The organism is Neisseria uirgultaei (assembly GCF_962719845.1).
In the GTDB taxonomy this organism is placed as follows: Bacteria; Pseudomonadota; Gammaproteobacteria; order Burkholderiales; family Neisseriaceae; genus Neisseria; species Neisseria bergeri.
In genome coordinates, this window is the sequence record NZ_CAUIYF010000001.1 from 213,024 (window position 1) to 224,571 (window position 11,548).

General features: G+C 49.7%; 13 protein-coding genes. 7 read left to right on the forward strand and 6 right to left on the reverse strand.

Annotated features, from left to right (window positions below; translation table 11 throughout):
- Positions 1–39: 39 nt before the first annotated feature.
- Complete coding sequence (locus Q9J32_RS01065; protein ID WP_301884775.1) at positions 40–987, reverse strand: class I SAM-dependent methyltransferase; 948 nt, start codon at positions 985–987, stop codon at positions 40–42.
- 329 nt (positions 988–1,316) lie between these two features.
- Here Q9J32_RS01065 and Q9J32_RS01070 point away from each other — a divergent pair, with 329 nt between their 5' ends.
- On the forward strand, positions 1,317–2,705 hold the full coding sequence (locus tag Q9J32_RS01070) for a DEAD/DEAH box helicase (protein ID WP_301884777.1): 1,389 nt from the start codon (positions 1,317–1,319) through the stop codon (positions 2,703–2,705).
- 540 nt (positions 2,706–3,245) lie between these two features.
- Here Q9J32_RS01070 and Q9J32_RS01075 read toward each other — a convergent pair.
- Together Q9J32_RS01075 and Q9J32_RS01080 are read right to left on the reverse strand one after the other, a co-directional pair.
- Positions 3,246–3,800 (reverse strand): hypothetical protein, encoded by a 555-nt coding sequence (locus Q9J32_RS01075; protein WP_301884780.1) that lies wholly within the window; start codon positions 3,798–3,800, stop codon positions 3,246–3,248.
- An 84-nt stretch (positions 3,801–3,884) separates the two neighbouring features.
- Entirely contained in the window at positions 3,885–4,385 is a 501-nt protein-coding gene (locus Q9J32_RS01080; protein ID WP_301884784.1) for a hypothetical protein, read from the reverse strand.
- 403 nt (positions 4,386–4,788) lie between these two features.
- Here Q9J32_RS01080 and Q9J32_RS01085 point away from each other — a divergent pair, with 403 nt between their 5' ends.
- A complete protein-coding gene (locus Q9J32_RS01085) occupies positions 4,789–5,982 on the forward strand; it encodes an acetylornithine/succinyldiaminopimelate transaminase (RefSeq protein ID WP_301884787.1) in 1,194 nt (397 codons plus the stop codon).
- Positions 5,983–6,088: 106 nt separating this feature from the next.
- Here the strand turns inward: Q9J32_RS01085 and clpX are convergent, their stop codons facing one another.
- Both clpX and Q9J32_RS01095 read right to left on the reverse strand, forming a co-directional pair.
- Entirely contained in the window at positions 6,089–7,333 is a 1,245-nt protein-coding gene (gene clpX / locus Q9J32_RS01090) for an ATP-dependent Clp protease ATP-binding subunit ClpX (RefSeq protein WP_301884788.1), read from the reverse strand.
- A 112-nt stretch (positions 7,334–7,445) separates the two neighbouring features.
- Positions 7,446–7,901, reverse strand: coding sequence for a DUF4948 family protein (locus tag Q9J32_RS01095; RefSeq protein ID WP_025458477.1), 456 nt, complete (start codon positions 7,899–7,901; stop codon positions 7,446–7,448).
- 235 nt (positions 7,902–8,136) lie between these two features.
- Between Q9J32_RS01095 and Q9J32_RS01100 the strand changes: the two genes are divergently transcribed.
- Entirely contained in the window at positions 8,137–8,376 is a 240-nt protein-coding gene (locus Q9J32_RS01100; RefSeq protein WP_003711469.1) for a hypothetical protein, read from the forward strand.
- A gap of 86 nt (positions 8,377–8,462) precedes the next feature.
- Here the strand turns inward: Q9J32_RS01100 and Q9J32_RS01105 are convergent, their stop codons facing one another.
- Positions 8,463–8,780, reverse strand: a complete 318-nt coding sequence (locus Q9J32_RS01105; RefSeq protein ID WP_301884814.1) for a polymorphic toxin type 44 domain-containing protein — start codon at positions 8,778–8,780, stop codon at positions 8,463–8,465.
- Positions 8,781–8,974: 194 nt separating this feature from the next.
- Here Q9J32_RS01105 and rbfA point away from each other — a divergent pair, with 194 nt between their 5' ends.
- From rbfA to Q9J32_RS01125, 4 genes are all read left to right on the forward strand, one after another.
- On the forward strand, positions 8,975–9,346 hold the full coding sequence (gene rbfA, locus Q9J32_RS01110; RefSeq protein ID WP_070823549.1) for a 30S ribosome-binding factor RbfA: 372 nt from the start codon (positions 8,975–8,977) through the stop codon (positions 9,344–9,346).
- A gap of 10 nt (positions 9,347–9,356) precedes the next feature.
- Positions 9,357–9,881: a hypothetical protein gene (locus Q9J32_RS01115; protein ID WP_301884816.1), complete on the forward strand. Its 525-nt coding sequence runs from the start codon at positions 9,357–9,359 to the stop codon at positions 9,879–9,881.
- 57 nt (positions 9,882–9,938) lie between these two features.
- Entirely contained in the window at positions 9,939–10,859 is a 921-nt protein-coding gene (gene truB, locus Q9J32_RS01120; RefSeq protein WP_301884795.1) for a tRNA pseudouridine(55) synthase TruB, read from the forward strand.
- Positions 10,860–11,076: 217 nt separating this feature from the next.
- Positions 11,077–11,548 (forward strand): site-specific DNA-methyltransferase (locus tag Q9J32_RS01125; RefSeq protein WP_304666358.1); only part of this gene is annotated, 472 nt, incomplete at its 3' end.

The window sequence follows — 11,548 nt, forward strand, 5'->3', positions numbered from 1 at the left end:
AAAAAGCCGCCGGAAGATTCCGGCGGCTTTTTCGCACCCTTAAGATTTGTGGCGGATTTCCCAGCACCGATGGATTTTTTTGTTGCGGAAATCTTCGGGAACGGATTGTTTGGAAATGTCTTTGACGGCGTATTGTTCTGATACCGAATCGTCCAAAACGAAGCTGCGCAAGTTGTTGGAGAAATACAAAATGCCGTCTGAAGCGAGCAGCTTCACCGCGCCGTCAATCAGCTTTTTGTGGTCGCGCTGAATGTCGAGGATATCGAACATTTTCTTGCTGTTGGAAAAACTGGGCGGGTCCATAACGATGAGGTCGAACTGTTTGCCTTCCCCATATGCCGTCTGAAGATATTGGAACACGTCGGCGCGGACGATTTTGTGCCGTTCCGTATCGATGCCGTTGAGTTCGAAATTGCGTTTCACCCACTCGAGATAAGTGTTGGATAAATCGACGGTTTCGCTGGATACCGCGCCGCCGGTGGCTGCATAGACGGTGAAGCTGCCGGTGTAGGAAAACAGGTTTAGGAAGCGTTTGCCCGCTGCGGTTTCGCCGACTTTTTTGCGCGTGTTGCGGTGGTCGAGAAAGAGGCCGGTGTCGAGGTATTTGTCGAGGTTGACCCAAAACTTGCGGCCGTTTTCGGTGATGACGAAATCGTCGCCGGTTTTGCCGGTTTTCTCGTATTGTTGCAGGCCTTTTTGGCGTTCGCGGCGTTTGAGGTGGATTTGTTCGGGCGCAAAACCGGTAACGAAGGCGACGGCTTCCAATACTTCGGCAAGCCATGCATCGTATTCTTCGGGCTGCATCAGCCAGCCGGTATCGTATTCCTGAAGGTGGATTTGGTCGCCGTAAACATCGACGGCAAAGGGGAATTGGGGGATGTCGCGGTCGTAAATGCGCCAGGCTTCGATGCCGTTGCGTTTCGCCCATTTCATAAGGTGTTTGATGTTTTTGCCCAAGCGGTTGGCAAACGGTGTGATGTCGGTCATTGATTTCAGGCGGAATAAAGTGGAAAACGGCAATTTTACTGTAATTAACGCCCGATTGCTTGACCGTTTCGGGCAAACCCTATACCATCAGCCGCTTATCTTGTCATACGAAGCCATCGCCTTCCAACCTAAACCGCCCTTCCGGGCGCGTTTCTTTTGTTGCTTTGATTTTGCAAAGCGTATCTGTGCAGGTTGCCGTCGATGTAAACCACAAGCGAGCCGCTTGCGACAACCCTGTAACTTCACATTTTCCGTATCGTTACTTTCCTTTGCTTCAGGTCGTCTGAAAACTGTTCAGACGTGCGCGTTGTTGTCTCTTTAGGATAGCTATGTCTATTAAATTTGCCGATTTGAACCTCGATAAAAACATTTTGTCCGCCGTGCGCAGCGAGGGTTACGAAAGCCCGACGCCGATTCAGGCGCAGGCGATTCCGTTTGCTTTGGAAGGCCGCGACATTATGGCTTCGGCGCAAACCGGCTCCGGCAAAACCGCCGCCTTCCTGCTGCCGACGTTGCAGCGGCTGACCAAACGCAGCGAAAAACCGGGCAAAGGCCCGCGCGCTTTGGTATTGACGCCGACCCGCGAATTGGCGGCGCAAGTCGAGAAAAACGCGCTGGCGTACGCCAAAAATATGCGTTGGTTCCGCACCGTCAGCATCGTCGGCGGTGCATCGTTCGGCTACCAAACCCGCGCCCTGAGCAAACCGGTTGACCTGATTGTCGCCACACCGGGCCGTCTGATGGACTTGATGCAAAGCGGCAAAGTCGATTTCACCCGCTTAGAAGTGCTGATTCTGGACGAAGCCGACCGCATGTTGGACATGGGCTTTATCGACGACATCGAAACCATCGTCGAAGCCACCCCGGCCGACCGTCAGACTTTATTGTTCTCCGCCACTTGGGACGGCGCAGTCGGCAAACTGGCGCGCAAACTGACCAAAGACCCTGAAGTCATCGAAGTCGAACGCGTGGACGACCAAGGCAAAATCGAAGAGCAGCTGCTGTACTGCGACGATATGCGCCACAAAAACCGCCTGCTCGACCACATCTTGCGCGATGCCAACATCGACCAATGCGTGATTTTCACGTCCACCAAAGCCATGACCGAAGTCATTGCGGATGAATTGTACGAAAAAGGTTTCGCCGCAAACTGCCTACACGGCGATATGCCGCAAGGCTGGCGCAACCGCACGCTGATGGATTTGCGCAAAGGCCGCTGCAAAATTTTGGTTGCCACCGACGTTGCCGCCCGCGGTATCGACGTACCGACCATTACCCACGTCATCAACTACGACCTGCCGAAACAAGCGGAAGACTACGTTCACCGCATCGGCCGTACCGGTCGCGCAGGCCGTACCGGTATTGCGATTACGTTTGCCGAAGTGAACGAATACGTCAAAGTCCACAAAATCGAAAAATACATCGGCCGCAAATTGCCTGAGCTGACCATCGAAGGCATGGAACCAACCCGCAAGCGCAAATCCGCAAGCGGCAAGCCGAAAGGCAAAGGCGGCTGGGGCGATAGGAAATCCGGCGGCTGGCGCGGCGATCATAGACCGAGCAAAGAAGGCTTCGGCGACAAAACGCGCGGCGAAGGTTTCAAGAAAGAGGGCTTTAAGAAAGATAGTTTCAAAAAAACCGGCGAAGGCTTCAAAGGCAAACGCAAATCCGGCGATTCTTTTGCCGGCAAAAGCGAACGCCGTTACAAAGACCGCTAAGCCCCAACCTGCCGCATAAACCAATGCCGTCTAAAACCGATTTCGGGTTTCAGACGGCATTTTTGTATAGTGGATTAACAAAAATCAGGACAAGGCGACGAAGCCGCAGACAGTACAAATAGTACGGAACCGATTCACTTGATGCTTCAGCACCTTAGAGAATCGTTCTCTTTGAGCTAAGGCGAGGCAACGCCGTACTGGTTTTTGTTAATCCACTATAATGTTTCAGCACCGCCCGGCTTTGATACCCAAAGGATTAGGCTGCAATAAAAACCCTTTTCCGCTTTGGTAACGATTGAAATTTATGTAAATTCAAATACCTAGATTCCTTCCTACGCGGGAATGACGCGGAAAGGTTCAGATGCAGGGTGGGCATTCCCGCCCGCCAAATCCCGCCCTTGCATCGGTCGGCAAGAATGCTCGCCCTACGGCCTGACGGTTCGATATGATGCCGTCTGAAAATCAAACGGCAACATAACGCCCCCTAACAAATGCAAAAATGCCGTCTGAAAGCCCTTCAGACGGCATGGCGCGACGGGTTTACCGCCTCCTGCCGAAACCGCGCATAGCGGGGCGGCGGTAATTGGCGGGCGGGCGCGTTGTCGGGCGGTAACGCTGCGCCTGCGCCGCCTGTTGTTCTGCACGGAGGCTGCGCGTGTTCAAATCCCTGCTGGTGCGCGCATTGGGGCGTGCGGACTGATGGTAGGCGGCACGCGCACGCCGGGCGACGGAGCTGTCTTGGTTGCCCGCCCGTGTGAATTTGTTTGCCAACGCGTTGCCGATAAACGCGCCTGCCGCCGCGCCGACCAGGCTTTGCAGCAGCCAGCTTCCTGTCGATTGGTCGTAAATATACTGCTGCCCGTCTTTGCCGGTAACGGGCTGACCGTTATTGCCGTTTGCCTGTGCTTCGGCAGGAATGGTGTCTTTGACTGCTTCGGGAGTCAGTTGGTAAACCGTATCGTCTGCCTGCTGTGCGAGCTGCTGTTGCAGGGCTTCAATCTGTTTCTGCTGCCGTTCGAGCCGCGCCTGCGTGTCGTCTTGGCAGGCGGCGAGTGAGAATGTTGCGATAAGCGCGGAGGCGATGATTTTTTTCATGTGTGTCCTGTTCGGGTGGAAAATCGGTTTTATTGTATCGCCGTCGGGAATTTTGGCAAGCATTCTGCCGGCAAATCGTGATGTTTACAGGGGCAGGGGGTGCAGTTTGCGGACAAATGCGAGGCTGTTGGCGACGGGGTTGCCTTTGTTTTCGACTTCGTGTTCGGTTTCTACGGTCAGCAGGCGGCGGTTTTTGTGTTTGTTCAGGCTCAATTCGGCTTGTGCGGGTATGAAAAACAGGCGGTGTTTTTCGGCAAAGCGGCGGGCGCGGCTGTTGGCGGTTTTCAATACTTGCAGCAGCGATACGTCCAGATGGAAGCAGCGCACGCCCAATACGAGAATCCGTGCGGCAAAAAAATCGGCGGCATCGGTAAACTCGGCGGGGCTGCTGCGGCTGAAATCGTGCCGTTCGGCGGCTATCAGGGCGGCAACGGTGCGGATTTGCGGAATCATCGATTCGCTGATGAGTGTGCCGTCCCGCCCTGCATCGAGAAGTATGAGGGAAAAATCCTGCGCATCATCGACAATAATGCTGCAAGTGTGCAGGGTTTCGTTTTGTGCGGCGGTTTGGGGCATTGCATTCATGGTCATTTTCCTGATTCTGTCGTGTGTTGCCGAATCGGGCGACCTGTGTGAAGGTAACAAAAAAGCCGCCCCGTTTTCGAGCGGCCTGTTTTGCGTATGGGATGGATTTCAAGCAAGCGCAAAAAAGTACCGCACGTCTGTGTGGTACCAATAGCAGTAAGCGGTTGTAAACGTTTTGCCTTGCATGATGAAATGCCGTCTGAAGATAAAAATATTGGGGAGAGTCTAAATCAAAACGCTGCCGCGCCTCAAGCATTTTATTGAAATTTTTTTGATTTTTCATCTATCTTATTGAAAATATTTAGGTTTATTTTTACCGCTACCCGATATTGTCGGCAATTTCCCTTTATCCGCCTTGAAAAACGGTGCATAATCCCGAGCAAAACCGCAATCAGGAGCAATTATGCAAAACTATCTGACCCCCAATTTCGCCTTTGCCCCGATGATTCCCGAACGCGCTTCAGGCAGCCGCGTTTGGGATACGGAAGGGCGTGAATATATTGATTTTTCAGGCGGCATCGCCGTCAATGCGCTGGGACACTGCCACCCTGCCCTTATCGATGCTTTAAACACGCAGATGCACAAGCTGTGGCACATTTCCAATATCTATACGACACGTCCGGCGCAGGAATTGGCGCAAAAATTGGTGAAACACAGTTTTGCCGACAAGGTTTTTTTCTGCAACTCGGGCGCGGAAGCGAATGAGGCGGCGTTGAAGCTGGCGAGGAAATACGCCCGCGACCGTTTCGGCGGAGGAAAAAGCGAAATCGTCGCCTGTATCAACAGTTTCCACGGGCGCACGCTGTTTACCGTATCCGTCGGCGGCCAGCCGAAATACAGCAAGGATTATGCACCGCTGCCGCAAGGCATTACGCACGTTCCGTTCAACGATATTGCCGCGCTGGAAGCTGCCGTCGGCGAACAGACCTGCGCGGTCATCATCGAGCCGATACAGGGCGAAAGCGGCATCCTGCCCGCCACTGCGGAATATTTGCAAACCGCGCGCCGTCTGTGCGACAAATACGGCGCGTTGTTGATTTTGGACGAAGTTCAAACCGGTATGGGGCATACAGGCAGGCTGTTTGCCTATGAACATTACGGCGTTGTTCCCGATATTTTGAGTTCGGCAAAAGCCTTGGGCTGCGGCTTTCCGATCGGCGCTATGCTGGCGGAGGAAGAGGTTGCCGCCGCCTTCCAACCGGGTACGCACGGCTCGACTTTCGGCGGCAACCTGATGGCGTGTGCAGTCGGCAGCCGCGCATTCGACATCATCAATGCGCCCGAAACTTTAAACCATGTCCGTGAACAGGGGCAGAAACTTCAGACGGCATTGCTGGATTTGGGCAGGAAAACGGGCTTGTTCTCACAGGTTCGCGGGATGGGGCTGCTGCTCGGCTGCGTGTTGGACGCGCCTTATTGCGGACGCGCATCCGAAATAACCGCCGCTGCGTTGAAACACGGCGTGATGATTTTGGTTGCGGGTGCGGACGTATTGCGTTTCGCGCCTTCGCTGCTGTTGAACGATGAAGATATGGCGGAAGGTTTGGCGCGTCTGGAAAACGCGCTGGCGGAATTTGCCGCCGCAAACCGCCCCTAGGCAGAAAGCAGATGCCGTCTGAAAACGGGAAGGCTTCAGACGGCATCAGAAACAAAAAACCGCTTCGGAAACGTGATTCAACGTTCCGAAGCGGTTTTGTTTGCCATCAGGACTCGAACACCAATTCCGGTTCCCTGCCCTCTTCAATGACTGCCTTGCCGATCACCACTTTTTTCAAGCCTTGCAAATCGGGCAGGCGGTACATCGTATCGAGCAGGCAGCGTTCGACAATGGAACGCAGGCCGCGCGCGCCGGTTTTACGTTCCATTGCCTGCCGCGCGATGGAACGCAATGCGCCTTCTTCAAACTCCAGTTCGACATTTTCCATGCCGAACAAGGCTTGATACTGCTTGACCAAAGCATTTTTCGGCTCGGTCAAAATATTAATCAGCGCGTCCTCATCCAGTTCTTCTAGTGTTGCAATCACGGGCAAACGTCCGATTAATTCCGGAATCAGGCCGAATTTAATCAAGTCTTCCGGTTCGACAATACCGAACAGCTTGGTAATGTCGGCATCCTCATCCTTGCTGTGAACGGACGCACCGAAACCGATACCGCCTTTCTCGGTGCGCTGACGGATTACTTTTTCCAAGCCTGCAAACGCGCCGCCGCAGATAAACAAGATGTTGGTGGTATCGACATTGATAAATTCCTGATTTGGATGCTTGCGGCCGCCTTGGGGCGGAACACTTGCCACCGTACCTTCAATCAGTTTCAGCAAGGCTTGTTGCACACCTTCGCCGGATACGTCGCGCGTGATGGACGGGTTGTCGCTTTTGCGTGAAATTTTATCGATTTCGTCGATATAGACGATGCCGCGCTGGGCTTTTTCGACATCGAAATCGCATTTGCCCAAGAGCTTGGTAATGATTTGCTCGACGTCTTCACCGACATAACCTGCTTCAGTCAAAGTTGTGGCATCCGCCATCACGAACGGTACGTCCAGTTTGCGCGCCAAAGATTGCGCCAGCAGGGTTTTACCCGATCCGGTCGGGCCGATAAGCAGGATGTTGGATTTCGACAATTCGACATTACCGCCGGCTTTAGGGTGGCGCAGGCGTTTGTAATGGTTGTACACCGACACCGCCAAGGCTTTCTTGGCTGGTTCCTGACCGATAACGTGGTCGTTAAGGTTGGCAACGATTTCGGCGGGCGTGGGCAGCTTGCCGGATTCCTCCGGCTCCCCTCCGGCACTTTCTGGAGGCGTGCCGTCATTTCCGTCTTCATGCAATATTTCAATACAGTTTGAGACGCATTCGTCGCAGATAAAGGCGTTTTCGCCCTCAATCAAATGTTTGACGTGTGATTTGGATTTTCCGCAAAAGGAACAGGTACGGTTTTCGTTGGACATGGCTTTCTTTACAATGTATGCGTTGCAGAAACGGCACGCGCCGTTCGGGTTGCCAAGTATAATAACTATATCCGTGCTTATCAATATAAAAGAATAGCATACATCTCAAGAATCAATTCTCTCGACTGAGATGTATATACCAACCATTTTTTATAGGACGATATAACTCTATATTTGCAGAATATCTTTGAGCAACTTGATCCAAATCTTCCTCCGTAATTCTTTCTACGATATACATTTCAGTGCTGGGATCTAAGGCAACCTCTTTATCGTAGTTCTTTATATGATTCTCAAGATTTGGAGTATAGACATACTCCTTGTACCCTCCACTGATAGAAACACCCCATGTATGAAAGAGCAAGCATACTTCTGATATCCCATCATACTGTATACTAATAATATCCAGTCTCTTGATTAAAGAGTCCAATTCCTTTTTATCTTTAGATGAAATAACATAGGCTGTACTATCTGTTTCGTCATAAGGGGGATAATGAAATCCATCGTACTTAACAGAAATTTTTCTCAATCTCTCAAATTCAGACTCGTAGAGATTGAAATGCTCTAACATTTGATGATCTGACGACACATTATTTCTTGTACACCCAAAAAGCAAAAAAATGAATGTAATTAAAAAGAATATTAATAATTTAGGCATTTCTTGATATTTACAGGTTTGTTATCTTGATAAGATTTATAGATTTCATCTAAGATAACTTGAGCCGTTAAAAAAGAAGGAGTTCCTCCATATCTATTATAATGTTTCCAAATGTAACTTTAACATTAATAGATGGAGTAAAAAAATAATGGCACAAGAAGTAATTTTTGAAATTGATGTAATTTCGCCTAATTTATTAGAAGATGAAATTAATCGGTACAATCAACTGCATCATACTGATTTTACAATTGTAAATGTACATGAAGAAATAGAATTATTTTTTTGCTCAGTAAAAACAACTGCTTCGGTAAAGGATATTTTTAGTTTGGGATATGGATTTGCTTGTTATGAAGAAGAGCTAAGGAAACAGGGGAAAATAGATTGGTGATATTTCAATCTTATAAATTCTAATAAAATGGATGCAATTTTTTTGAAACATTTTCAGCTGGCATTATCTGTAATTAACGCAAATTTTCAATTATAGGTTATGCATTCATACACCGCGGTTTTGGCTTTCGCTTCGCTGTACTTCGTTTCCGCTAACGTAGCCTGAGACCATAGTCTGAAACCTATTTTGATAGCTTCATTATCACTCGCATCATCAAAAGCTGCTAAACAATCTGCATCCCAAAGTTCTCTAATCCGATTTTGAATGTATTGAGAAACCCATGCTCCAAAATTTCGATTATTATCTTTCAACTGTGCTACTCCTGCCCCGGCTGTTAACTCCCATTCTGTAAACCCAACCGCTTTTCCGATAAAACCATAGTGTATATTTAGACCACAAATCATAGAAAAACAAGAAATGTTTATTCTTATCACAAGACCAATGTTTATACCCTTGAAGTCTTTGTATTGCCTTCTTGTGATCCCAAGGACATCCTGCCACGTATTACCTTAAAATCCTGCCGATTCGGCTATAATACGCCCCTTCGCAACCGTCCCGGCGGCAGAAATGCCGTCTGAAACCAAATCTGAGGATATTCATGAAAAAACCCCAACGCGGCTACGCCCGCCAAGACCGTGTCAAAGAACAAATTATGCGCGAGCTTGCCGAACTCGTCCGCACCGGCCTGAAAGACCCGCGCGCAGGCTTCATCACCATCAACGAAGTCGAAGTTACCCGAGATTACAGCCACGCTACCGTGTTCTACACCGTCCTCGACGACAGCACACGCGACATTACCGAAGAAGCTTTGGAACACGCCAAAGGCCATTTGCGCAGCGAATTGGCCAAACGCATCAAACTCTTCAAAACGCCCGAACTGCACTTCAAATACGACGAATCACTCGAACGCGGCATGAGCATTTCCAGCCTGATCGACCAAGTGGCGGCAGAAAAACCGGTTGAAGACTGATACTGCTAGAATGAACAATCTGATTCCCGAACATTTAGCCGCCTATGTACATAGTGATGACCTGCAAATTGAAGGCGGGCATCGTTGCTTTTCATTATCCTGCCAAGGTAGAGATACTTTCCACATCCGTTACTATGGAGAGCCTTTTGATGGATTGATTACCGATACTGATAAGGCTCCGGTAAAAATTGTGGCGGTAGAAGCTGTAAGTGGCGATGAAATCGTATTGTTTGATGGCGCGGAACATGGCTATAACGCTATGTTTTGCAACAAATATAGCCCAAATCAAAAGCAAAACAGAACATTAACTGATTTGGATGAGTATACTTACCGAGTTCTGATTCATCTTTATTACAATATAGACTATGAAGATGAATATGAAGATTTCGTCAATTCTGAAGGACAAGTTCCCTTAATTGATGGTCGCGTCATTAGTTTTGACTCATTAAAACGAAATGGCTTTGATGCAATCAGCGTTGATCTAATTGATGAAAAACACTCTGTTCGTGAATTATTGAATGAAGAATTAAGCTGACACGCAGGCCGTCTGAACCCTTTCAGACGGTCTGAACATTAATATTCCCTAATTAATATGACCAATAAACCCGCCAAACGCCCGGTCAACGGCGTTCTTCTTCTCGACAAACCCGAAGGCCTTTCCAGCAACACCGCCCTACAAAAAGCGCGGCGTTTGTTTCATGCAGAAAAAGCCGGACATACCGGCGTGCTCGATCCTTTGGCAACCGGACTTTTGCCCGTCTGCTTCGGCGAAGCGACCAAGTTCGCCCAATATCTGATTAATGCCGACAAAGCCTACACCGCCACACTGAAACTCGGCGAAGCCAGCAGCACGGGCGATGCCGAAGGCGAAATCGTTGCCACCGCCCGCGCCGATATTTCCTTAGCCGAATTTCAGACGGCCTGCCAAGCACTGACAGGCAACATCCGCCAAGTGCCGCCAATGTTTTCCTCGCTCAAGCACGAAGGTAAACCGCTGTACGAATACGCCCGCAAAGGCATCGTCATCGAACGCAAAGCGCGCGACATTACCGTTTACACCATCGATATTGCCGAGTTTGACGCGCCCAAAGCCGTGATAGACGTGCGTTGCAGCAAAGGCACCTATATCCGCACCCTCAGCGAAGACATCGCCAAACACATCGGCACGTTCGCCCACCTGACCGCCCTGCGCCGCACCGAAACCGCCGGTTTTACCATCACCCAAAGCCACACGCTCGAAGCCTTGGCAAACTTGGACGAAACAGAACGCGACAGCTTGCTGCTACCCTGCGACGTATTGGTTTCACACTTTCCCCAAACCGTTTTAAACGATTATGCCGTCCATATGCTCCAATGCGGACAACGGCCGCGTTTCGAGGAAGACCTGCCTTCCGATACGCCGGTACGCGTTTACACGGAAAACGGCCGCTTTGTCGGCCTGGCGGAATATCAAAAAGAAATATGCCGTCTGAAAGCCTTGCGCCTGATGAACACGGCGGCATCCGCCGCCTGAACGGCGGTTAAAAATACGGGCTGTGTTTGAATAATGTGTTGATATTTCCGTAAAATCACGACACACTCGGACACCCGCCCCGCTTATCGCAACTTTGCGAACGCCCCCCGGAAACAGCAAAGACGTCAAAGAATTGATTTTATTAGAATTTATTTGCAAAGCCATTTGCCGTTACACAAGAATGGTACATTAAAATGACTGATGAGGATTTATAACGATGAAGGCAGACATTCAAACCGAATTAACCCAAGCCCTGCTATCACACGAAAAAGTATGGGCGAACGAAGAAAAAACCATTTTAGCCAAAAACATCCTGTTGGATTTGGTGGAAAAAACCGACCCGACCATTATCGGATTGTTATTGGGAAATGATGAGTTAAAACGCCATTTTTTTGTAGAAGTAAATGGTGTTTTGGTGTTTAAATTGCAGGATTTTCGTTTTTTCTTGGACAAACACAGCGTCAATAATTCCTACACAAAATACGCCAACCGCATTGGTTTGACGGACGGCAACCGCTTTTTGAAAGACAATTCGGATATTGTGTTGGATTTTCCGTTTAAAGATTGTGTGTTGAATGGCGGACAAAGCAGCGAAGAAGGCGAAGAAATTTATTTTAAACGCAATAATAGCCAGCCAGCCAGCCAGCCAGCCAGCCAGCCAGCCAGCCAGCCAGCCAGCCAGCCAGCCA

Bases quoted from the DNA above. Each gene is read 5' to 3' on its own strand.
- truB (WP_301884795.1), top strand. From the start codon at position 9,939: ATGACCAATAAACCCGCCAAACGCCCGGTCAACGGCGTTCTTCTTCTC.
- Q9J32_RS01100 (WP_003711469.1), top strand. From the start codon at position 8,137: ATGGCACAAGAAGTAATTTTTGAAATTGATGTAATTTCGCCTAATTTA.
- Q9J32_RS01070 (WP_301884777.1), top strand. From the start codon at position 1,317: ATGTCTATTAAATTTGCCGATTTGAACCTCGATAAAAACATTTTGTCC.
- Q9J32_RS01065 (WP_301884775.1), bottom strand. From the start codon at position 987: ATGACCGACATCACACCGTTTGCCAACCGCTTGGGCAAAAACATCAAA.
- Q9J32_RS01105 (WP_301884814.1), bottom strand. From the start codon at position 8,780: ATGATTTGTGGTCTAAATATACACTATGGTTTTATCGGAAAAGCGGTT.
- Q9J32_RS01095 (WP_025458477.1), bottom strand. From the start codon at position 7,901: ATGTTAGAGCATTTCAATCTCTACGAGTCTGAATTTGAGAGATTGAGA.
- Q9J32_RS01115 (WP_301884816.1), top strand. From the start codon at position 9,357: ATGAACAATCTGATTCCCGAACATTTAGCCGCCTATGTACATAGTGAT.
- clpX (WP_301884788.1), bottom strand. From the start codon at position 7,333: ATGTCCAACGAAAACCGTACCTGTTCCTTTTGCGGAAAATCCAAATCA.
- rbfA (WP_070823549.1), top strand. From the start codon at position 8,975: ATGAAAAAACCCCAACGCGGCTACGCCCGCCAAGACCGTGTCAAAGAA.
- Q9J32_RS01085 (WP_301884787.1), top strand. From the start codon at position 4,789: ATGCAAAACTATCTGACCCCCAATTTCGCCTTTGCCCCGATGATTCCC.
- Q9J32_RS01080 (WP_301884784.1), bottom strand. From the start codon at position 4,385: ATGAATGCAATGCCCCAAACCGCCGCACAAAACGAAACCCTGCACACT.
- Q9J32_RS01075 (WP_301884780.1), bottom strand. From the start codon at position 3,800: ATGAAAAAAATCATCGCCTCCGCGCTTATCGCAACATTCTCACTCGCC.